The following is a 20,055-nucleotide window of genomic DNA, read 5'->3' on the forward strand; positions in this document are numbered from 1 at the left end:
CGGTCTCATGTAGGAGCAGCCTTGTGCTGCGAAGAGGCCATTGCAGCCAAAGATAATCTTTAGCCTTACCGGCCTCTTCGCAGCACAAGGCTGCTCCTACAAGGTGAGGCGGCCGCCGGAGTGATGGTGAAAGACAGTTGCTCCCACAGCTTACCAGCGCAGGTCGCGTTGCCCTGCCAACGCCTGCGGCCCCAGCCACCGCGCACCTCGTAATAAGGGCACCAACGCCGCCTCCGGTTGCAGCTCGACCACCACCTGGGCCCGCCGCCCTGGCAGGTCAGCATCCACGAACAGCTCATGTTGCCCCTGCTGCGCCAGTTGCCCCCGCAGGCGCCAGCCACTGCGGCAGTCCATTTCCAGCCAGCCCTGCCCCAGGCCCAGTGACCACGGTTCGCTCAGCGCCAGGTCGCTCACCGTGAAACGGCCTTCGCTGCCCAGGCATTGCCGCCCTGCCCCTTGCATACGGAGTGTGCCCTGCCACAGCCCGGCCAGGCGATAATCCGTGGCCACCGTCGCCTGGGCGCCCATCGCCGTTGCCTCCAGCCGCCAGCGCCACGGCCAGCCTTCGGCGCGTAACTGCCAGGCCTGCCCCTGGAACCCCAACTGCGCAGTCGCCTGCAAGCGCCAAGGCTGCACCGACCAGCGCAGGGGCCCCACTGGCCCCAACTGTTGTGCCTGTCCCTGCCACAGGCTGCCGCTGGCCTCACGCACTGGCAGCCCAGCCCCGCGAGCGACCCAGGCGGCGGGCAGCTCAACAAGCACGGTCAGGCCGAAAACCAGCAGGACCCACGCCACACCTTTACGGCTCATGGCTGCACCACCACGTCGAAGCGCAACGCCTTGCCATCCTGTTCCAGCCCCCATTGCAGCGGCGTTGCGCCCTCTTCATGCAGGGATTGCAACCAGCCCTGCAGCACCCGCTCATCGGCCACCTGGCCACGCAGTTGCCAGGTCTTGCCTTGCGCATCGACCTCGGCCAGTACGACCCGTCGCGCTTCAGCCGACTGCTTCAGACGCTCCAGGCTCAAGCCCTGGCCGCCATGCAGGCTTGCGGCTTGTTCTGCCAGCCCCTGCCACTGGCTGAGCTCGCGCCATTGCGCGAGGCCCTCGCGCAGGGCCAGAAAGGTCAGCAACACGGCGATCAGCAGCCAGGCGACCTTCAGCCGATGACGCTGTATCCAGTCCCGGCTCATGTTGCTACTCCCAGGTCAAAGACCACTTCGCCACCTTGTATCTGTACGGCAGCACCGGCGGCGTTGGCCATGTCCTGCCAGGGTGGCGCGGCGCCGTCGCCCTCTAACCGCAGGTGCCAGCGCTGGCCATCGAAGCGCACCGCTTGCAAGCGCCAGCCAGGGTGATCCTGCAGCCAGGCCTGCAAGGCTGCCTGCAGGTCTTCGAGCTGGCGGGTGCGTACTTGCTGTTGAAGCTCGCTTTCCCGCAGGCGTTTGAGCGCCTGCGCGACGTGCCGTGGGCTGGCCTGCTTACCCGTCACGGCAAACACCTGGGCGCGCCAGAGTTGTGCCTGACGCCACTGCTGGTTCAACCACAGCCCACCCCAGACTGCCGCCAGTACCAGGCAGGCGGCCAACAGGCGTTGCTGCGGGCGTGAAACGATGGGCAACGAAGGTACCTTGCGAGCGCGCTCGAACAGGCCGGGCATCGCGTCAAGCGGTGCCAGCGTGCTTGGCCAGTCGCCACTCAGTGGCACGCTTTGCATGTGTGCCCAGGGTTGCCGCGGCGCTTCACCCAGTGCTTGCGGCCATGCCAGCCAATGCTCCTGCTCGTCCTCGGCCAGCCCTTTGTACAAGGACACGCCGGGCGTTCGCTGCCAATGCCAGGCACTGCCTGCCTCAGGCCTGGGCAGCAACTGCAACTCCGCCCAGCAACGTTCTACCTGCAAGCCCCATACGCCACACTGTCCGCGCCAGTCGTCCAGTTGCTGACGCGCCACCACCAGCAAGCGAAGGTGGCCGGGCTGGCGGGCCAGGCAGGCGCAGGTCACCTCGTCCGGCGGTTGCAGCAAGCGGTCTTCGAGCAACAACGGCCACTCCTCACGCTTGAGCCCGGGTGGGGCAGGCACGTGGAAGACGCTGCAGGCCTCGGTAGGCAGAACAAGGGCAACCCGGGCTTGCAGGTTTGCCGGTGGCTCACCCTGCCCCTGGCTTTGCACGATGCCGCCCTCGGCCAGCGCCCAGTGCCAGACAACACCCGGGCGCAGCAACAACCACGGTTGAGCAGGTGCGCGCTGTCGCCATTCAAATTTCATGAGCGCCCCCACGGGAGGGCGAAGGTGCAGACATAGGGTGCTCCATCACGCTGCAGTTCCAGACGCACACCACGGCCGGGGTGCGCAGGTTGGTCAGAAGGCCAGGCCAGCCACTGGCCGCCCTGGTAATAAAGGACGTTCATGGCGCCAACCCGGACGAGCCGCTCACGCTGGACCCAGCGCGGCGTGGCGGCGGCGTACAGGTCGACCGAGCTTTCCAGCAGCAGGCGCTGCTCACGGGCCTCGAAGCGCAGCCGCTGGCGTTGCAGCCGCGAGCCACCTTCGGCTTCCGGCAGGCCGGTGGTGGCGACCCACTGTAATTGGTTGCTTGCCGGTTGCCAGTCCAGCCAGCGGCTGGCCAGGGGCAGGCGCTGGTCGTAGACGCGGCGCAGCACCGGGCTGTCGAAACGCCGCTCAAGGGCCAGGCAGAAATCCAGCACCGAGGTTTCCTGGGTGGTCACTTGCAGGCGTTCGCGCACTTTCATCCAGCCATTGACCAACGCAGCGAGCATGATGCCGAGCAGGACTGTCAGGGCCAGGGCCACCATCAGTTCGATCAGGGTCAGGCCTGCCTGGCGGCGCTTCATGTATTGATGCTCGGGTTCAATGCCTGCACAGAACCTTTGCAGGAGCAGCCTTGTGCTGCGAAGAGGCCGGAATGACTGGCAGATTTGCTGTGGCCACACTGGCCTCTTCGCAGCACAAGGCTGCTCCTACCGGGTCCGCGGAGTGGTGGGGAGCTTTTCATGGGCGTTCCAGAAACACGGTGTACTGGCCCAGCGGCAGGCGCTGGTCGCGGTCGGCGTACAGTTGCAGTTCGCCACGGCGCAGGTCACGCACGCCGGTGCGGCGCAGTTGCAGTTGCCAATGACACGGCAGGCCACCCTGGCTCAGTTCACCCTTCACTTGATTGGCAGAAGGCCAGAATTGCTCAACGGCGAAACGTGTTTGCAGTTCACGGGCACACAACAGGCCAAGGCGGTGTTGTTGCAGGTTATCTTGTACGGCCAGGCGCTGACGCAGGACCTGGCTGGTGATCACCGCCAGCACGGCGGCAATCGCCAAGGCCACAGTGACCTCCAGCAAGGTGAAGCCACGCTGACGTTGCTTCATGGCGCAACCGCCACCTGCAAGCGGCCATCGCGGCCCCACGCCCATTGCTGGCTGCCATCGGCCCAGCGCCAGCGCACGCTGCCCGGCTGTGCCCAGCCGTGCGGGGTGAACAGCAAGTGGGGCTGCGGGCTGGCGGGCCAGTCCGGGTGCAGGCCCTTGGGCCAGTCGCCAAGCCCGGCCGCCTCGACCACCCAGGCATTGCCCTCACGCCGCACGAACTCCGGGCGCTGCCCATTCCAGCGCAGCCCACGCAGTTGCCCCGCATGCCTTGCCAGCGCCGCCTGGGCCCGGGTTTCGCTGGCAAGGCGTTGCAGGGCCTGATCGACAGGCGCTTGACCGCTGCCGAGGCCGGCCACCGCCAGCCCCGTCATCAGGCCGGCGATGGCCAGCACCACCAGCAGCTCGATCAGGCTGAAGCCCCGCTGACGGCTCACCCTTACAGCGCCCAGTTACCCAGGTCGGCATCCTGGCCTTCACCGCCCGGCTGGCCATCGGCACCCAGCGAATACACATCCACCCGGCCATGCTCACCGGGCATGCGGTACTGGTACGGGGTGCCCCATGGGTCTTCCGGCAGGCGGCGCACATAGCCGTCACTGCGCCAGGCCCGCGGCTGCGGTTCCTGGCTCGGCTTTTTCACCAGCGCGGCCAGGCCCTGTTCAGTGCTGGGAAAGCGCAGGTTGTCCAGGCGGTACATGTCCAGCGCCTGCTCCAGGGTGGCCAGGTCGGCCATCACCTTCTGCTTCATGGCCTTGTCCTGGTTGCCCAGCACGCTGGGCGCGACCACGGCGATCAGCAGGCCGATGATGAAGATCACCACCATGATTTCCATGAGGGTGAAACCGCGCTGGCGGTTACGTCGATGCTGCATGGCAGTACTCCTTGTATTCACAGTTGCAGGCCCTGGTTGAGTTGCATGATCGGCAGCAGCACCGCCAGCACGATGAACAGCACCACGGCGCCCATCACCAGGATCATCAGGGGTTCGAACAGCGCCATGGCGGTATCCACCTGGCGGGCAAAGCCGCGCTCTTGGTCGTCGGCCACGCGCTCGAGCATGTCGGCCAGGGTGCCGCTGGCCTCGCCGCTGCCGACCATGTTCACCAGCAGCGGCGGGAATTGCTGGCTGGCATCCAGCGCACGGTGCAGGCTGGTGCCACCCTGCACTTGCTGGCGCACCTGCTCCATGGCCAGGCGGATGCGCCGGTTGCCGACCGTTTCGGTAGCTACTTGCAAAGCTTCGAGCAGGGCTACGCCACTGCCGCTGAGAATCGCCAGGCTGCGTGCCAGGCGTGCGCTTTCCAGCACCTGCAACAGGCTGCCGATACGAGGCAGGCGCAGCAGCATCTGGTCGCGGCGCAGGCACCAGTGCGGCTTGCGCAACAGCAAGGTGCCGAGCACGCCCATCAATAGCGCCAGGCCCAGCAACCAGGGCCCGGCCTGCACCAGCCCCTGGCTCAGGCCGATCAGCAACGCGGTGATCAGCGGCAGGCTTTGCCCGGCGTGGGCAAACTGTTCGGTGAGCTTGGGCACGACAAAGGTCATCAGGCCGATGACCACGGCAAGCGATACGCCCATCAACACGGTGGGGTAGATCAGCGCAGTACGCGCCTTGTGTTGTTGCCGTTGCACCTGCTCCAGGTGATCGGCCAGCCGGGTCAACACCTGTGCCAGGCGCCCGGAACGTTCGCCGGCCTCGACCAGCGCGCAGTACAAGCCAGTGAATGGCGCCCCCTGGCGCGCCAGGCTGCGGGCCAGGCCCAGGCCTTCGGCAAGGGAGCCGCGCAGGGCCACCAGCACACTGTGCAGGGCAGGTTGACGCAACTGACGCTCAAGGGTGCCCAAGGCATCGACCAAGGGGATGCCGGCACCGGTCAATGTGGCCAGCTGACGGGTCAGTTCACACAGCTGGGCACGGCTCAAACGCTGGCGTCGGGGTTGCCGATTACCGATGTCCTGGCGCTGCAACTGGCGGGCAAACAGCCCCTGATCGCGCAGCAACTGGCGCGCATGGCGTTCACTGTCAGCCTGCACGCTGGCCTTGCGGGTCTTGCCGGCGAGGTCGACGGCCACGTAGCGATAGGTCGGCATGGTTTAGCCCTGCACCACACGCAGTACTTCGGCCAGGCTGGTTTCGCCACGGGCGAGACAGTCGCTGGCCATCGCCACCAGGCTCTGCCGGCGTTCGGCCAGGTAGTCCTGCATGGCCAGTTCACTGGCGCCGTCATACAGCAAGCCGATCAGGCCGGCGTCCAGTTCGATGAATTCGTAAAGGCCCAGGCGCCCGACATAGCCGCTGCCCTGGCACTGCTCGCAGCCGACCGCGTGGTAAGTGCTGCCCAGCGCCGTCAATTCTGGCCAAAGGTCACGCTCGGCACTTTGCAGCGGCTGCGCCACGGCGCAACTGCACAAGCGTCGCACCAGGCGCTGGGCCAGCACACCGCGCAGGCACGAGGCGATCAGGAACGGCTCGATGCCCATGTCGCGCAGGCGGGTCACCGCACCCACGGCACTGTTGGTGTGCAGGGTGGACAGCACCAGGTGCCCGGTCAGGCTGGCCTGCACGGCGATCTGCGCGGTTTCCTGGTCACGGATTTCGCCGAGCATGATCACGTCCGGGTCCTGCCGCAGGATGGCGCGCAGGCCACTGGCGAAGGTCAGCCCTGCACGCGGGTTGATGGCGGTCTGGCCAATGCCGGCGATGGCGTACTCCACCGGGTCCTCGACGGTGAGGATGTTGCGGCTGCCATCGTTGAGGCTGTTGAGGCTGGCGTACAGGGTGGTGGTTTTGCCCGAACCGGTCGGGCCGGTGGACAGCACGATACCGTTGGGCCGCGCCAGGCAACTGCGCAGGCCCTGCAACACCGCGGGCGGCATGCCCAGGTTGCCCAGTGCGAGCAAGCTGGCCTGCTTGTCGAGCACACGCATGACCACGCGCTCGCCATGAATGCCGGGCAGGGTCGAAACCCGCACATCCACCTCGCGCCCTGCCGCGCGCAGGGTAATACGGCCGTCCTGGGGCTGGCGCTTCTCGGCAATATCCAGCCGTGCCATGACCTTGATCCGCGACACCAGCATGGCCGACAGCGCACGCGGCGGGCGCAGCACTTCGCGCAGGTGGCCATCGACGCGCAGGCGCACCACCAGGCTTTGCTCGAAGGTTTCGATATGGATGTCCGAGGCGCGCAGGCGCAGCGCCTGGCCGAACAGGCCGTTTATCAGGCGAATTACCGGGGCTTCGTCATCGCTTTCCAGCAGGTCTTCGACCTGCGGCATCTCGCTCATCAGGCTGTCCAGGTCGACCTGGTCGCCGATGCCTTCGATCAGCGCTTGATTGGCGCCATCGCCGGCCTGGTACAGCTGGCCGAGGCGCTCGTCGAACACGGCAGGCTCCAGGTATTCGAGCATGCAGGGCTGGCCATGTACCCGCAGCAGTTCCTGCAACTGGGCACTGTCGGCGTCGGGCCGCAGCCACAGCTGCCAGCCCTGTTCCGTCGTGGTCATGGCCACCCCGCTCTGGCGTGCCTGGCGATACGGCAACATCACCAGGCACCGCCTTCGAGGCGTGCGCGGCTGGAGGGGAACACCTGCAACAGCGGCGTGCCCTCTGCAAGGTCCGGCAATTGCAGCGGTGTGGTCTGCTGCAGGGTGCGGTATTTGTCTTCGCTGAGCCCGGCCAGGCTCGGCCCGTCCCGCAGGATGCGCGGGCGGATGAACACCATCAGGTTCTGCTTGGTGTTCCTGGTGGCATCGGAGCGGAACAGCCGGCCCAGGTAAGGGATATCACCGAGCAGCGGCACGCGCTGGTTGCTGGTGCTCAACTCGTCGCTGATCAGGCCGCCGAGAATGACCAAGCCATTGTCTTCGACCATGACCTTGGTCTTGATCTCGCGCTTGTTGGTGATCACGTCGCTGGCCGCGCTGGACTCGGCAATCGACGACACCTCCTGGACAATGTCCAGGCGCACGCTGTTGTCGATGTTGATCTGCGGCTTGATACGCAGCTTCACCCCGACCTCTTTGCGCTCGATGGTCTGGTACGGGTTGGCGTTGTTTTGCGTGACCGAGCCGGTAACGAAGGGCACTTCCTGGCCGACCAGGATCGACGCTTCGGCGTTGTCCAGGGTCAACAGGGTGGGCGTGGACAGCAGGTTGAAGCCGCTCTTGCCCTTCAGTGCATTGACCAGCATGGCAAAGTTGAACCCGCCGCCGAAATGGCCGATGCCCGCCGTGGCGCCGGTGGTCGCGGACAACAGGTCGCCAAGCGCCTCGTTGTCACCACTGGCAGCAGCCCCGGCGATATTGGCGATGTTCACCCCGTTGCTGCCGAAGTTGACGATGCCGGCGCCGAATTTTTCGTCGGCAAATAGCCATTGCACACCCAGCTCCTGGGCGCTGCTGTCGGACACCTCGGCGATGATGGCCTCCACCACCACCTGGGCACGACGGATATCCAGCTGTTCGACGATGGTGCGGTAGGCGGCCAGCTCGCTGTCGGGGCCGACCATGACCACAGCGTTGGTGCCTTCTTCGTACTCCAGGCGAATGCCCGGGCCACCGGCGGCGGCCATTACCGGCCTGTCCTTGCCCTCGCCTTCGCCCGTGCCTTCAGCCGGCGCCATGCCTTCCTGGCTCAGCCCGCGCAGCACCTTGACCACTTCACCTGCATTGGCGTGCCGCAGGTAGATGACCTGGGTACTGCCGTTGCCAGGTGCTTCCTGGGGGCGGTCGAGCTGGCGCAGCAGGCTGGCGATTCGGTCCAGGTTGCTGCGCCAGTCGGTCACCACCAACTGGTGCGCCGCCGGGTACGGTGTGATCACACCGACCCGTGGGTCGATCAGCGGTTTGAGGATGCCCAGCACCTGCTCGCTGGCGGCGTTGCGCACGTTGAATACCCGCGTCGCCACGCTGTCACTGCCTTCGCCCTGCTGCCCACCCGCCTCCACCGGCACCGGCTCCAGGCGCGCGGCCTGGTCGGGGACGATCTTCACGCTGCCGTTGGGCAGGTCGACAGTGGCGTAGCCCTGGGCGCGCAACTGCGCCAGGAAGATGTCGTAGATGGCATCGGCGTCGTGCAGGTCGACGGTGCGCACGGTGACCTTGCCCTTGACCCGGGGGTCGACGATGAAGGTGGTGCCGGTGATGCGCGACACGCTGTCGATGAACTCGCCCAGTTCGGTGTCGACGAAGTTCACCTCGTACATCGGCGTACCATTTTCATCGAACACCGGCTCTTCGGCGCGGGCCTCAGGCAGGCCTGTGGCCAGGGCCAGGCTCAGCACGGCGGCCACGCAGTATCTAACAGGCATCGTTCATCCTTGCCGCTTGAAGCCGGTCACGGCGGGGCGTGGCGGCCAGGGCAGGCGTTCACGCCGCCCCTGGTTGTTGAAAATCAGGCCATCGGTGTCGATGTCCTGCAGCACGATCCCCGGCGCCAGGCGCTGACCGCGGGCCAGGGTGCGCACCTGCTCGCCGTAGCGCAGCACCACCACACTGGAAGACAGCGGCTGCGCCCTGAGGCCGCCGAGGTAGTGCAATGGCAGGCGAGTGATGGCGATGGCGCCGTCGTCGATGGGCGCTTGCCAGTGACCGACCATCAGCCCTGGCAGCGGGCTTACGGCTGCCGTCGGCGCCATGGCCGGCTGCGGCTGGCGGCTCAGTTGCAGCACGCACTGGGCGGCCAGCCAGCCGGCCAGCGTCAGGCCAGCGCCGGTGAAAAAGCGCGAGGCGAGTGTCACGAGGCCAACTGCCGTGGGTGCCAGCCCGGGTGCCCCTGCACGTAACGCACTTCGGGCAGTTGCAGCGGCGCCAGTTGCCAGTCGCCAGGTTGGCGGGCGAGCCAGGCTTCGACCCGTTGCCACAGGGGTTCGCCAGCCTGGCTTTCAAACTGCAGGCCGAAGGTGCGGCACAGGCCCTGCACCGGCTCCAGCCCAGTGATGCGCTTGCCTTGCGGGCTGTAGCTGACACCCCAGGCCTGGCCCTGCCAGCGCGGCAGGTCCTGGCTGTTGTCGAGCAGCAGCGGGTCGCCGAACAGCTGCTCTGCAGCGTTCTCCAGCACTTGTTCCACCTGCCGGGCCGGCGCTTCGACCACCGGTGCCGGGTAGCCACCGGTGAGGCTGATCAGGTGTTCCCGTGTGATCGACGCACCTTTGGGCAGCGGGTAGTCGTAACGCAGGCCCGGCAACAGCACGGGCATGCCGCTGTCATCGGCCAAGGCCTGATGCAGCAGGCGGTCCCAGCTGCCGCCACGGGTATCACGGCGCCACAAGGCCTGTGGCGCGCGGGCCAGCGGTTGATCGAGCCACGCCGCATGGCCGGCACGTTGCTGGCGCAGTTCTGCCTGCAATGCCCCCACACGCAGCTGCGCGGCAGGCGCCAGTTGCTGTTCAAAGGCCGGGAAGAACCGCCCGTCGAACTGCCACAGCCCGGCCACGCGCTGGCAGCGCAGGCGGAAGGCACCGCTGCCCCGGCAACCGGCAAACAGCACCGGCACACGCCGACCACTGGCCTGGGTTACCTCGACGGGCGCCGGCCACAGGTCCTGGCCACGGGCGCACAACAGCACATCGATTTGCGGCACCCGCTCGGCCAGCCACAGGCCGGGGCCGGTGCCGACATCGGCCATGGCCACCACCAGGTCGGCCTCGCGCCGGGCCTGCTCGAACACCGGCTGCAGCGACTGGTACCACAGTTTGAGGGAGGCTTTCTGATCCTGGGCATAGGGGTCGGTCACGCCGACCACGGCAATCCGTGCACCGCCGCGCTCGAAGACGTGCAAGGCTTCAAGGCCCAGGGCTTTGCGTTGCGCGTCCGCCAGGCCTGCGCCGAGGGTAACGCCGCCAGCTTGGCGATACAGCCCGGTACTGCGTTGTGGCCACAGCACACGCTCGTCACTGCTGACCCGCGCTTCGGTGCCCAGCAGTTGACTGCCCTGCACCCCGCTTTCGCCTTGGGTCAGGTAGGCCAGGCCACTGCCGTTCCAGCCTTGGCCATTCTCCAGGGTCAGGCTGTTGCCTGCGCCGGCCTCGCCGCGCAGTTGCTCCAGCAGCGCCGCCAGCACCGCATAGCCGCCCAGCTGCGCGGCGGCTGCCTGGCTGGCATCGAGCAGAGGTGCCAGGTGCGGGTAGGCAAGGCGGGCGCTGCTGCCGGTCATCCAGGGCGCGCGGCCCAAGTGGCTGACCGGCCCCAGGCGGGTCGCTGGCACCACGGCCTGGCCGGGTTGGCGGGCATCGAGCGTATCGGCCACGTACAGCAGATCGAGCCCGGCGTTGCTGCCCTGCTGCCCAGGGAAGGCGGAACAAGCGCCGAGCAGCGGTGCCAATGCCCCGACACCCATCCAGCCGATCACTTCGCGCCTGTGCACACTGCTCGCCATCGCACCTGCCATCCTTTTCCACATTCATTCCGGGCCCCGGATGTTGCGGCGTTGGCATTACAGTTTGATGGCAGAAATCCGACAGACATTCCAAATTGATCTGTCAGAAGACCTTCTAAGAGCGAGCCGTTTTAAAAACCCCTTAACATTTCTGCCAATCAATCATCATATTTCCTCACTAAAGTCGCGGGTTCCTCTAACTCAGCCACTACAAGGACACCCTGATGAGTCGAGATACCGGCGACAACCTGGACCGGAACCACAGCGCCAACATGCCGATGGCCAACGTCATGGACGCCTACCTCAGCCGCCGCAGCGTGATGCGCGGCAGCCTGGGCGCCGCCATCGCCATGATTGCCGGTACCGGCCTGACAGGCTGCTTCGACGGTGGTGGTTCCGATCACGATGATCCGGTCACCGAGCCACCGGTGACCGAGCCGCCTGTCACCGAGCCGGAAGTACCGAAACTGGCACTGGGCTTCCAGTCTATCCCGGGCTCGCGCACCGACGCCTGTGTGGTTGCCGCCGGCTACAGCGCCTACGTGCTGGCGCCGTGGGGCACGCCGCTGAACAGCAACGCCAACCCATGGAAGTCCGACGGCAGCAACACCTCGACCGACCAAGCCAACGCCATGGGCATGCACCATGACGGCATGCACTTCTTCCCCATCAACGGCAGCTCGGAAGACGGCCTGCTGGCGATCAACTTCGAGTACATCGACGCCGCCGCCCTGCACCCGGCCGGCCCGACCACCGATGTCAACGGCAAGCGCCCGGTCGAGGAAGTGCGCAAGGAAATCAACGCCCATGGGGCTGGCGTGGTGCGCCTGAAGAAAGTCAGCGGCCGCTGGCAGGTGGTCGACAACGACCCGTTGAACCGCCGCTTCACCACAGCGTCGCGCATGGAAATCACCGGACCGCTGCGCGGCACCGACCACGTCAAGACCAAATACTCCACCGCCGGTACCCACTGCCGTGGCACCAACAACAACTGCGGCAACGGTTACACCCCGTGGGGCACCTACCTGACCTGTGAAGAGAACTGGCCGGGCATCTTCGTCAACAAGGGCACCCGCCCCGAAGACCAGCGCCGTATTGGCGTGGGCACCTCCAGAGGCCAGTACAAGTGGGAAAGCGCTGCCGGTGACAGCACCGAAGTGGCCGACGAGTTCGCCCGTTTCGACGTCACCGTCAAGGGCGCCAGCGCCACCGACGACTACCGCAACGAAGCCAGCACCTACGGTTACATCGTCGAGATCGACCCGTACAACAGCAGCACCCTGGCCACCAAACGCACCGCGCTGGGCCGCTTCCGCCACGAGGGCTGCGCCCCAGGCCTGCCAGTCGCCGGCAAGCCGCTGGTGTGGTACATGGGTGACGACTCGAACAACGAGTACCTGTACAAGTGGGTGTCCACCGCTGTGTGGGATGCCGCCGATGCCAACCCGGCCGACCGCCTCGCCACCGGCGCCAAGTACCTGGACCAGGGCAAGCTCTATGTGGCGCGCTTCAATGCCGATGGCACCGGCGTATGGCTGCTGCTGGACGTGGCCACCGCCACCACGGGTGGCAGCACCCTGGGTGCGCTGTATGGTGACCTGCCAGGCATCATCCTCAACACCCGTGGGGCTGGCGATGCCGTGGGCGCAACGCCGATGGACCGCCCGGAATGGACGACGGTCAACCCGCTGAACGGCGACGTGTACCTGACCCTGACCAACAACAGCGCGCGCACTCCGGAAAAGGTCGATGCGGCCAACCCGCGAGGCCCGAACCGCCACGGCCACATCATTCGCTGGCACGACAGCGACGACCAGTTGAGCTTCAACTGGGACATCTTCGTGTTCGGCGCAAACGCCGCCGGTACTGCCGACATCAACCGTTCCGGCCTGACCGAACTGAACCAGTTCGCCAGCCCTGACGGCATGAGCTTCGATAGCCGTGGCGTGCTGTGGTTCGAGACCGACAACGGCGAAAGTACCCTCACTGATTACACCAACGACCAGTTGCTGGCAGTGATCCCTACCGACCTTGTGGACGCTACCGGCAAGCAAGTGCCGGTGAACGCACAGAACCAGGTGGACCTGCGCCGCTTCTTTGTTGGGCCGAATGAGTGCGAAGTGACCGGGATTGCCTTTACCCCGGACAACAAGACGTTGTTCGTCAACATTCAGCACCCGGGGAACTGGCCGTATACCGACAAGGCTACCGATGCTACGCCGGCTGGTGCCACCGTTCGCCCGCGGGCTTCGACGGTAGTGATTCAGCGCAATGATGGCGGGGAGATCGGGACTGCCTGATCGTCCAGCGTACAGGGGCCGCTTTGCGGCCCATTCGCGGCACAAGGCCGCTCCTACAGGGGGTAAGCGATCCCTTGTAGGAGCGGCCTTGCGTCGCGATGGGCTGCAAAGCAGCCCCAGCCTTACCAGGCTATCGGCTCCCGGCTACGCACCCGCACTTGCTGCGCCGGCACCCGGGCATGCCATTGCACCACCCCCAGCGCTTCCACCTGGAATTCGCTGCGTATCGCCCGCCCCTCTTCCTCGAACGACAACTGCAACAGGAAATACCCGCTGTTCAGCAGCAACCCTTCGCTCAGCCGTTCGAACGTTTCGTCATCCACCACCCCCAGCGCCTGGCGCAACGCGGCTGCATCCACGTACCCCGACGCCGGCCGCCCACTGATGATGCGGCTGAGCAACGACCGCGAATAGCGCCCTTCGTACAGCGCCTCCAGTAACGGAAGGTGCTCCAGCCCAAGCGCATTGGCGTTCAGGCGCCAGCCGGTGACCTGGGGCAAGGCACACAGCATCGGGTAACGAGCCTGGCGAGCGGCGTCCGGCTCCAGCAGCAGGTTCAGCTCGCTGGTGTCGAGCATCGGCTGGTTGGCCGCCAGGCGCGGCGGTTGTTGGCGCAGGTACTGGGCGCTTTCGGCGCCCTGCAGGCGGGTGTCGCTGTCGGCGTCGAGCCAGTCGGCCAGCGCATCGACCAGGCGCTCGGCAGCCATGTCGTCGCCCAGCAGGTAGCGCAACTGGCGTTCGGCACGCTCGCCATCGGCGCCCAGCAGCGCATTGACGTTGAAGCAGGTGTGCTGGTCGCGCACCCGCAGTTGCGCCTGACCGGCGCCAAAATCGTAGTTCAGCGGCTGCCCACGCAAGGCCTGCCAAAACAGCGGGCTAAGCCGCCAGGCGGGGTCGCGCAGGGCCTGCCCGGCATAGGCCAGGCCAGCCTGCTCCATGGCCCGCGCCTGCACCCGCTGGTGCAGCAGGCGCACTTCATCCACCTGGCGCCGGCCATCTTCCACCAGCCAGGCCATGCCCGCCGCCAGCATTGCCAGCACCACCATCACCATCAGCAGGGCCGCACCCTGCTGTTGCCTGCCACCCATCCGTGCGTGCCTCGCTCGTGGAATAAAGACGCCAGTCAACACGCGGCGTGTTGCAGGTAGATGGCAATGCCCGTTCGTCATGTGCACGTCATCTACACGAGGCAGGATTGCCGTTCCTTTTCATGACCTTACAGGAGTGGTCGCAATGGGTGGCATTGGAATCTGGCAACTGGTGATCGTACTGCTGATCGTATTTCTGCTGTTTGGTACCAAGCGCCTCAAGGGCCTTGGTAGCGATGTGGGCGAGGCGATCCAGGGTTTTCGCAAGTCCATGGGCGGCGACGCTGACGCCAACGCACCTGGCCAGGCGCAGGTTCAGCAACAGGCCCCGCTGACCGGCCAGGCCACGCAGCAGCCTCAAGCGGACCGTCAGGCCTGATGTTCGAGGTAGGCTTCAGCGAGCTGCTGCTGGTTGGCGTCGTCGCGCTGCTGGTGTTGGGCCCGGAGCGCCTGCCGGTGGCAGCGCGCACCCTTGGCCGCGGCCTGGGCCAGGCGCGCCGGGCCCTGCATGCCTTGCGCACGCAGGTAGAGCGCGAGATCGAGTTGCCCGACCTCGACAGCGCCCCCTTGCAGCGCCTGGAACAGGAGATCCGCCAAGGCATCAGCCTGCACACGGAGCCGGCCAATGACGCGGCCACCGTCACGCTGCCCAAGGAAAACGCCTCATGAGTATTGCCATGGACCCGGCGGCCGGCATGCCGCTGACCGAACACCTGCGCGACCTGCGCAAACGCCTGGTGCGTTGCCTGGCGCTGGTAGCAGTGGTGTTCGCCGGCCTGTTCCCTTTCGCCCAGACGCTGTACACGCTCATATCCGAGCCGCTGCGGCGCTTTTTGCCGGAAGGCGCGAGCATGATCGCCACAAGCGTCACCTCGCCATTCTTGACACCCTTCAAGCTGACCGCAATGTGCGCGCTGTTCGTGGCCATGCCGCTGCTGCTGCACCAGGCCTGGGGTTTTCTGGCGCCGGGGCTGTACCGCCGAGAGCGGCGCATTGCCTTGCCGCTGCTGGTGTCGAGCATCGTGTTGTTCTATGCCGGCATGGCGTTCGCGTTCTTTCTGGTGTTCCCGATGATGTTCGGCTTTTTTGCCAGCGTAACGCCGGACGGCGTGGCGATGATGACCGATATCAGCCAGTACCTGGACTTCATCCTCGCGCTGTTCCTGGCGTTCGGGTTGGCGTTCGAGATCCCGGTGGCGACGTTCATCGTGGTCTGGGTGGGGTTGGCAGATGTAGCCACACTGAGGCGCAGCAGGCCCTACGTGATCGTCGGGTGCTTTGTGGTGGGGATGATCCTGACGCCGCCGGATGTGTTTTCGCAGACGATGTTGGCGGTGCCGATGTGGGTACTGTTCGAGGTGGGGTTGCTGGCTTGTGGAATGTTGAAGCAGCCTGGGCAAGGCAAGGAGATTGTGGCTGACTGACAGGGCCCTATCGCCGGCAAGCTAGCTCCCACAGGGATATCACAGGATCTGAAATGGGTGATATCCCTGTGGGAGCTGGCTTGCCGGCGATGGCCTTGATGCGGTCTAGAACTCGGCGAGCCGCCAGACCTCATAGGCTGGCGTCTCGTACGGGTGGCTTTGCCTGAGCGCTGCGACGACCTGGGCAATCAGGTCGTCAGCCACCACCAGCTCCACCTTCCACTCTTCTACCACCTCGACCTGGCCGGTTTGCCCGAGGTACGGCTGGCTGCCGTCCAACGGGCGGAACTGGCCTTGGCCCAGGGTTTGCCAGGCACAGTGGTCATAGTCACCGATGCGCCCGCCACCCGCAGCGAACACAGCGGCCTTGACCACTTCGACGTGGCTGGCGGGGACGAAGAAGGCGAGCTTGTACACGCCTTAGTTCACCCACACCCGCGCGTTGCGGAACATACGCATCAGCGCGGCATCTTCCTGCCACTCATCCGGGCGCCAGGAGTTCTGCACGGCGCGGAACACACGCTCCGGGTGCGGCATCATGATGGTCACGCGGCCGTCCCGGCTGGTCAGGCCGGTGATACCACGCGGCGAGCCGTTCGGGTTGGCCGGGTAGGCTTCGGTGACCTTGCCGTGGTTGTCGACGTAGCGCAGGGCCACGCAACCGGACAGGTCGGCTTCCAGCAGTGCCGCTTCGTTGGCGAACTCGGCATGGCCTTCACCGTGGGCGATGGCGATTGGCATGCGCGAACCGGCCATGCCCTGCAGGAAGATCGAGTTCGACTTCTGCACCTCGACCATGGCCACGCGTGCCTCGAACTGCTCCGAGCGGTTACGCACGAAGTGCGGCCAGTACTCGGTGCCCGGGATCAGCTCGTGCAGGTTGGACATCATCTGGCAACCGTTGCACACACCCAGGGCGAAGCTGTCGGTACGCTCGAAGAAGGCCTGGAAGGCGTCACGGGCACGGGCGTTGAACAGCGCCGACTTGGCCCAGCCTTCACCGGCACCCAGCACGTCACCGTAGGAGAAGCCACCGCAGGCGACCAGGCCCTTGAAGGCCTCGAAGTCGACACGGCCCGCGAGGATGTCGCTCATGTGCACGTCGATGGCGGCGAAACCGGCGCGGTCGAAGGCGGCTGCCATCTCGACCTGGCCGTTGACGCCCTGCTCACGCAGGATGGCCACTTGCGGGCGCACGCCCTTCTTGATGTACGGTGCGGCGATGTCGTCGTTGACGTCGAAGCCCAGCTTGACCGACAGGCCCGGGTTGTCTTCCTCGAGCAGCAGGTCGAATTCCTGGTCGGCACAGTCAGCGTTGTCGCGCAGGCGCTGGATCTGGTAGCTGGTCTCGGCCCACTGGCGCTGCAGCATGCGACGGTCGTCGTCGAACAGCACTTCGCCGTTCAGGCTGATGGACACTTCGGCGTTGTTGACCGGCTTGCCGATCACCGCGACGCACTCTTCACCCAGGCCAGCGGCGCTGAACTGTGCCAGTACGTCCGGGGTGGCATCCTGGCGAACCTGGATGACCGCACCCAGCTCTTCGTTGAAGAGGATGGCCGGGACGTCCTTGCGGTTGTCGGTCAGCGGGTCGAGTTGCAGGTCGAGGCCGCAGTGGCCGGCGAAGGCCATTTCCAGCACGGTGGTGACCAGGCCGCCGTCGGAGCGGTCGTGGTAGGCCAGCAGGTGGCCGTCGGCGTTCAGGCCCTGGATTACGGCGAAGAAGGCCTTGAGGTCTTCGGCGTCGTCGACGTCCGGTGCCTGGGCAGCGATCTTGCCGTAGGTCTGGGCCAGGATCGAGGCGCCCATGCGGTTTTTGCCACGGCCCAGGTCGATCAGGATCAGGTCGGTTTCGCCCTTGTCCATGCGCAGCTCAGGAGTCAGGGTCTTGCGGATGTCGGTGACCGGGGCAAAGCCGGTGATGATCAGCGACATTGGCGAGGTGACGCTCTTCTCGCCGCCCTCATCGCTCCACTTGGTCTTCATCGACATCGAGTCTTTGCCGACCGGAATGGTGATGCCCAGCTCCGGGCACAGTTCCATGCCGACAGCCTTGACGGTGTCGTACAGGCGGGCGTCTTCACCCGGGTGGCCGGCAGCGGACATCCAGTTGGCCGACAGTTTGATGTCGGACAGCTTATCGATGCGCGAGGCCGCCAGGTTAGTCAGGGTTTCGCCGATGGCCATGCGGCCGGACGCCGGGGCATCCAGCAGCGCCAGCGGGGTGCGCTCGCCCATGGCCATGGCTTCACCGGTGTAGACGTCGAAGCTGGTGGCGGTGACGGCGCAGTCGGCGACCGGTACCTGCCAAGGGCCGACCATCTGGTCGCGGGCAACCAGGCCGGTGATGGTGCGGTCGCCGATGGTGATCAGGAAGCTCTTGCTGGCCACGGCCGGGTGGTTCAACACGCGCTGGACGGCGTTGTCCAGGTCCAGCTCGCTCGGGTCGAAGTCATCGCCCAGCTCGGCTTCGCGGGTAACCGAACGGTGCATGCGCGGCGGTTTGCCCAGCAGCACGTCCAGCGGCATGTCCACAGGCGTGTTGCCGAAGTGGCTGTCGCTTACGGTCAGGTGTGGCTCTTCGGTTGCTTCCCCGACCACGGCAAACGGGCAACGCTCACGCTCGCAGATGGCCTGGAAGCGCTCGAAGTCGACGGCGCTGACGGCCAGCACGTAACGCTCTTGCGATTCGTTGCTCCAGATTTCGTGCGGGGCCATGCCCGGCTCGTCATTGGGCACGTTACGCAGCTCGAAGCGGCCACCACGGCCACCGTCGTTGACCAGCTCGGGGAAGGCGTTGGAGATACCGCCGGCGCCCACGTCGTGGATGAAGGCGATCGGGTTGTTGTCGCCCAGCTGCCAGCAGCGGTCGATGACCTCCTGGCAACGGCGCTCCATTTCCGGGTTTTCGCGCTGTACCGAAGCAAAGTCCAGGTCAGCCGAACTGGCACCGGTCGCCACCGACGAAGCGGCGCCGCCGCCCAGGCCGATCAGCATGGCCGGGCCACCGAGCACGATCAGCTTGGCGCCGACGGTGATCTCGCCCTTTTGCACGTGGTCTTCACGGATGTTGCCCATACCACCGGCCAGCATGATCGGCTTGTGGTAGCCGCGCACTTCTTCGCCGTGCGGAGTGTTGATCGACTGCTCGAAGGTACGGAAGTAACCGGTCAGGGCGGGGCGACCGAATTCGTTGTTGAACGCTGCGCCACCCAGAGGGCCTTCGATCATGATGTCGAGGGCGTCGACGATACGCTCAGGCTTGCCGTAGGCCTGCTCCCAAGGCTGTTCGAAGCCCGGAATGCGCAGGTTGGACACGGTGAAGCCGGTCAGGCCCGCCTTGGGCTTGGCGCCACGGCCAGTAGCACCTTCGTCGCGAATTTCGCCACCAGAGCCGGTGGAGGCGCCGGAGAACGGGGCGATGGCGGTCGGGTGGTTGTGGGTTTCCACCTTCATCAGGATGTGCACCGGCTCCTGCACCGCGCCGTACTGGCGGGTCTCAGGGTTCGGGAAGAAGCGGCCGGCCACGTTACCGACGATGACCGAGGCGTTGTCCTTGTACGCAGACAGCACGCCTTCGCTGTGCATCTGGTAGGTGTTCTTGATCATGCCGAACAGGCTTTTTTCCTGAGCCTGGCCGTCGATGTCCCAACTGGCGTTGAAGATCTTGTGGCGGCAGTGCTCGGAGTTGGCCTGGGCGAACATCATCAGTTCGATGTCGTTCGGGTTGCGCTTGAGCCCCTGGAAGGCGGCGACCAGGTAGTCGATCTCGTCTTCGGCCAAGGCCAGGCCCAGGTCGATGTTGGCCTGGGCCAGGGCCTCACGGCCACCGCCCAGGATATCCACCGAGGTCATCGGCTTGGGCTGGGCGTGGCTGAACAGGTCGGATGCCTGCTCCAGCTGGGCCAGCACGCGCTGGGTCATGCGGTCGTGCAATTCGGCGGCAATCAGTGCGGCATCAGCGTCGCTCAGGGTGCCGGCAACGTAGTAGGCGATACCGCGCTCCAGGCGCTGAATCGACTGCAGGCCGCAGTTGTGGGCGATGTCGCTGGCCTTGCTGGCCCACGGCGAAATGGTGCCCAACCGCGGCACGACCAGGAACAGGCGGCCGGTCGGCTCCTGTACCGGCACGCTCGGGCCGTACTTGAGCAGACGGCCCAGCACCTGCTGCTGGTCGGCGGTCAGCTCGCCATCGACATCGGCGAAGTGGGCGAATTCGGCATACAAACCAGTAACAGCGGGGACTTTCTGGCTCAGTTGCTCGAGTAATTTACCGTGGCGAAAGGCAGAAAGGGCAGGAGCGCCGCGCAGGATCAACATCGTCGGGACAGCCTCAGGAAGGGGTGTGCTTAGAGGCCGTGCATTCTAGCCTAATTCGATGGCTTTCGGCACCCGCTCTACGCCACGGCTGCCGGGCGGCGTAACCGGACTTTCGGGTCAGATTTCCGAGGGGTTCGCCTTGGGTTCTTCAGCGCTTGGGGAATCGAGC

General features: G+C 65.8%; 19 protein-coding genes. 4 read left to right on the forward strand and 15 right to left on the reverse strand.

All coding sequences use genetic code 11. The features are described from left to right. Nucleotides 1–150: 150 nt before the first annotated feature. From gspN to SB765_RS13460, 12 genes are all read right to left on the reverse strand, one after another. Nucleotides 151–810 carry a type II secretion system protein N gene (gene gspN / locus SB765_RS13405; protein WP_410931458.1) on the reverse strand — a complete coding sequence of 220 codons (660 nt, stop codon included), beginning with the start codon at nucleotides 808–810 and terminating at the stop codon, nucleotides 151–153. Beyond that, nucleotides 807–1,193, reverse strand: coding sequence for a type II secretion system protein GspM (gspM, locus tag SB765_RS13410; RefSeq protein ID WP_410931459.1), 387 nt, complete (start codon nucleotides 1,191–1,193; stop codon nucleotides 807–809). The genes gspN and gspM overlap by 4 nt, the downstream gene beginning before the upstream one ends. Then, the gene (gspL, locus tag SB765_RS13415) at nucleotides 1,190–2,266 is read right to left on the reverse strand and encodes a type II secretion system protein GspL (protein ID WP_410931460.1); all 1,077 of its coding nucleotides are present in this window, start codon (nucleotides 2,264–2,266) and stop codon (nucleotides 1,190–1,192) included. The genes gspM and gspL overlap by 4 nt, the downstream gene beginning before the upstream one ends. Further along, nucleotides 2,263–2,853: a type II secretion system protein gene (locus tag SB765_RS13420; RefSeq protein ID WP_410931461.1), complete on the reverse strand. Its 591-nt coding sequence runs from the start codon at nucleotides 2,851–2,853 to the stop codon at nucleotides 2,263–2,265. The genes gspL and SB765_RS13420 overlap by 4 nt, the downstream gene beginning before the upstream one ends. A gap of 157 nt (nucleotides 2,854–3,010) precedes the next feature. Beyond that, nucleotides 3,011–3,379 (reverse strand): type II secretion system protein GspI, encoded by a 369-nt coding sequence (locus tag SB765_RS13425; protein ID WP_341797712.1) that lies wholly within the window; start codon nucleotides 3,377–3,379, stop codon nucleotides 3,011–3,013. After that, nucleotides 3,376–3,813 (reverse strand): type II secretion system minor pseudopilin GspH, encoded by a 438-nt coding sequence (gene gspH, locus SB765_RS13430; protein WP_016501248.1) that lies wholly within the window; start codon nucleotides 3,811–3,813, stop codon nucleotides 3,376–3,378. Before gspH ends, SB765_RS13425 begins: the two co-directional genes overlap by 4 nt. Nucleotides 3,814–3,815: 2 nt before the next feature. Further along, entirely contained in the window at nucleotides 3,816–4,250 is a 435-nt protein-coding gene (gene gspG / locus SB765_RS13435; protein ID WP_341797710.1) for a type II secretion system major pseudopilin GspG, read from the reverse strand. A 17-nt stretch (nucleotides 4,251–4,267) separates the two neighbouring features. Continuing rightward, nucleotides 4,268–5,470 (reverse strand): type II secretion system inner membrane protein GspF, encoded by a 1,203-nt coding sequence (gspF, locus tag SB765_RS13440; RefSeq protein WP_410931462.1) that lies wholly within the window; start codon nucleotides 5,468–5,470, stop codon nucleotides 4,268–4,270. 3 nt (nucleotides 5,471–5,473) lie between these two features. After that, entirely contained in the window at nucleotides 5,474–6,922 is a 1,449-nt protein-coding gene (locus tag SB765_RS13445) for a GspE/PulE family protein (RefSeq protein WP_410931463.1), read from the reverse strand. Beyond that, on the reverse strand, nucleotides 6,922–8,688 hold the full coding sequence (gspD, locus tag SB765_RS13450) for a type II secretion system secretin GspD (protein WP_410910830.1): 1,767 nt from the start codon (nucleotides 8,686–8,688) through the stop codon (nucleotides 6,922–6,924). Before gspD ends, SB765_RS13445 begins: the two co-directional genes overlap by 1 nt. Before the next feature lie 3 nt (nucleotides 8,689–8,691). Beyond that, a complete protein-coding gene (locus tag SB765_RS13455; RefSeq protein ID WP_341797706.1) occupies nucleotides 8,692–9,117 on the reverse strand; it encodes a pilus assembly protein PilZ in 426 nt (141 codons plus the stop codon). Beyond that, the gene (locus SB765_RS13460; protein ID WP_341797705.1) at nucleotides 9,114–10,754 is read right to left on the reverse strand and encodes a lipoprotein UxpA; all 1,641 of its coding nucleotides are present in this window, start codon (nucleotides 10,752–10,754) and stop codon (nucleotides 9,114–9,116) included. Before SB765_RS13460 ends, SB765_RS13455 begins: the two co-directional genes overlap by 4 nt. A 224-nt stretch (nucleotides 10,755–10,978) precedes the next feature. Between SB765_RS13460 and SB765_RS13465 the strand changes: the two genes are divergently transcribed. Next, the gene (locus tag SB765_RS13465; protein WP_410931464.1) at nucleotides 10,979–13,054 is read left to right on the forward strand and encodes a PhoX family protein; all 2,076 of its coding nucleotides are present in this window, start codon (nucleotides 10,979–10,981) and stop codon (nucleotides 13,052–13,054) included. A 122-nt stretch (nucleotides 13,055–13,176) separates the two neighbouring features. Here SB765_RS13465 and gspK read toward each other — a convergent pair whose 3' ends face one another. Continuing rightward, on the reverse strand, nucleotides 13,177–14,142 hold the full coding sequence (gene gspK, locus SB765_RS13470) for a type II secretion system minor pseudopilin GspK (protein ID WP_410931465.1): 966 nt from the start codon (nucleotides 14,140–14,142) through the stop codon (nucleotides 13,177–13,179). 145 nt (nucleotides 14,143–14,287) lie between these two features. Between gspK and tatA the strand changes: the two genes are divergently transcribed. From tatA to tatC, 3 genes are read left to right on the forward strand one after another with little or no spacing between them, the layout of a single operon-like run. After that, nucleotides 14,288–14,521, forward strand: coding sequence for a twin-arginine translocase TatA/TatE family subunit (gene tatA, locus SB765_RS13475; protein WP_016501257.1), 234 nt, complete (start codon nucleotides 14,288–14,290; stop codon nucleotides 14,519–14,521). Next, a complete protein-coding gene (gene tatB, locus SB765_RS13480) occupies nucleotides 14,521–14,811 on the forward strand; it encodes a Sec-independent protein translocase protein TatB (protein ID WP_410931466.1) in 291 nt (96 codons plus the stop codon). Before tatA ends, tatB begins: the two co-directional genes overlap by 1 nt. Then, entirely contained in the window at nucleotides 14,808–15,566 is a 759-nt protein-coding gene (gene tatC, locus SB765_RS13485; RefSeq protein WP_410931467.1) for a twin-arginine translocase subunit TatC, read from the forward strand. The genes tatB and tatC overlap by 4 nt, the downstream gene beginning before the upstream one ends. 105 nt (nucleotides 15,567–15,671) lie before the next feature. On the opposite strand, the gene SB765_RS13490 is transcribed toward tatC, so the two are convergent. Further along, nucleotides 15,672–15,983, reverse strand: coding sequence for an NGG1p interacting factor NIF3 (locus tag SB765_RS13490; protein ID WP_410910826.1), 312 nt, complete (start codon nucleotides 15,981–15,983; stop codon nucleotides 15,672–15,674). Nucleotides 15,984–15,986: 3 nt separating this feature from the next. Beyond that, nucleotides 15,987–19,886, reverse strand: a complete 3,900-nt coding sequence (gene purL / locus SB765_RS13495; protein WP_341797700.1) for a phosphoribosylformylglycinamidine synthase — start codon at nucleotides 19,884–19,886, stop codon at nucleotides 15,987–15,989. Nucleotides 19,887–20,055 lie beyond the last annotated feature (169 nt).

Origin of the sequence: Pseudomonas sp. SIMBA_067, from assembly GCF_046534675.1 — a bacterium.
Classification (GTDB): Bacteria; Pseudomonadota; Gammaproteobacteria; order Pseudomonadales; family Pseudomonadaceae; genus Aquipseudomonas; species Aquipseudomonas putida.